Annotated in this window: 1 protein-coding gene; it reads left to right on the top strand. The window is 67.0% G+C overall.

All coding sequences use genetic code 11. The features are described from left to right. Positions 1–1,029: DNA-directed RNA polymerase subunit B'' (locus tag SD626R_RS04260; RefSeq protein WP_092563966.1), on the top strand; the 1,029-nt coding region annotated here is incomplete at both ends.

Genomic DNA, 1,029 nt, shown 5'->3' on the forward strand with positions numbered 1-1,029 from the left:
GCTCCGAGCGCGTGCTGATGACCTCGGAGGACCTGGCGCCGAACAAGATCCTCGCGGAGTACGACTCGAAGTACGGCGACGAGATCCAGGTCGCCAAGACGTTCTCCCAGCGCCGCGGCTACCGCGCGCTGGTGCTCTGTGAGCGCAACCGCGAGGGGCTGCTCGAAGTGTCGTTCCCGTCCGTCTCGGGCTCGATCGACTTCGTGACCCTCGTCCGCGCGCTCGGACTGGAGTCGGACGAGGAGATCGTCCACCGCGTCTCGGACGACCCCGAGATCGTGAAGTTCATGCTGGAGAATCTGGAGGAGGCCGACGTGCAGACGACCGAGGGGGCCATCGAGACCCTCGGCGAGCGCGTCGCCTCCGGCCAGGGGAAGAACTACCAGCTCAAGCGGGCGAACTACGTCATCGACCGCTACCTCCTCCCGCACCTCCACGAGGAGGGCGTCGAGGAGGAGGACGTCCGCATCAACAAGGCGTACTACCTCTGTCGGATGGCCGAGGCGTGCTTCGAGCTCGCCTTAGACCGCCGCGAGTCCGACGACAAGGACCACTACGCCAACAAGCGCCTGAAGGTCTCCGGCGACCTGATGCGCGACCTGTTCCGGACCGCCCTGAACAAGCTGGCGCGCGACGTGAAGTACCAGCTGGAGCGCGCGAACATGCGGAACCGGCAGCTCACCGTCAACACGGTCGTTCGCTCGGACGTGTTGACCGAGCGGCTCGAACACCCGATCGCGACGGGGAACTGGGTGGGCGGCCGCTCGGGCGTCTCCCAGCTCGTCGACCGGACGGACTACATGGGCGTGCTGTCGCACCTCCGCCGTCTGCGTTCGCCGCTGTCGCGCTCGCAGCCGCACTTCGAGGCGCGGGACCTCCACGCGACCCAGTGGGGTCGCATCTGTCCCTCCGAGACGCCGGAGGGGCCGAACTGCGGGCTCGTGAAGAACTTCGCGCAGTCGATGGAGCTGTCGCAGACGGTCGAGGACGAACAGGGGCTGAAACGAGAACTGGCGTCGATGGGTGTCG

Source organism: Halorubrum sp. SD626R, from assembly GCF_001261915.1.
Taxonomy (GTDB): domain Archaea; phylum Halobacteriota; class Halobacteria; order Halobacteriales; family Haloferacaceae; genus Halorubrum.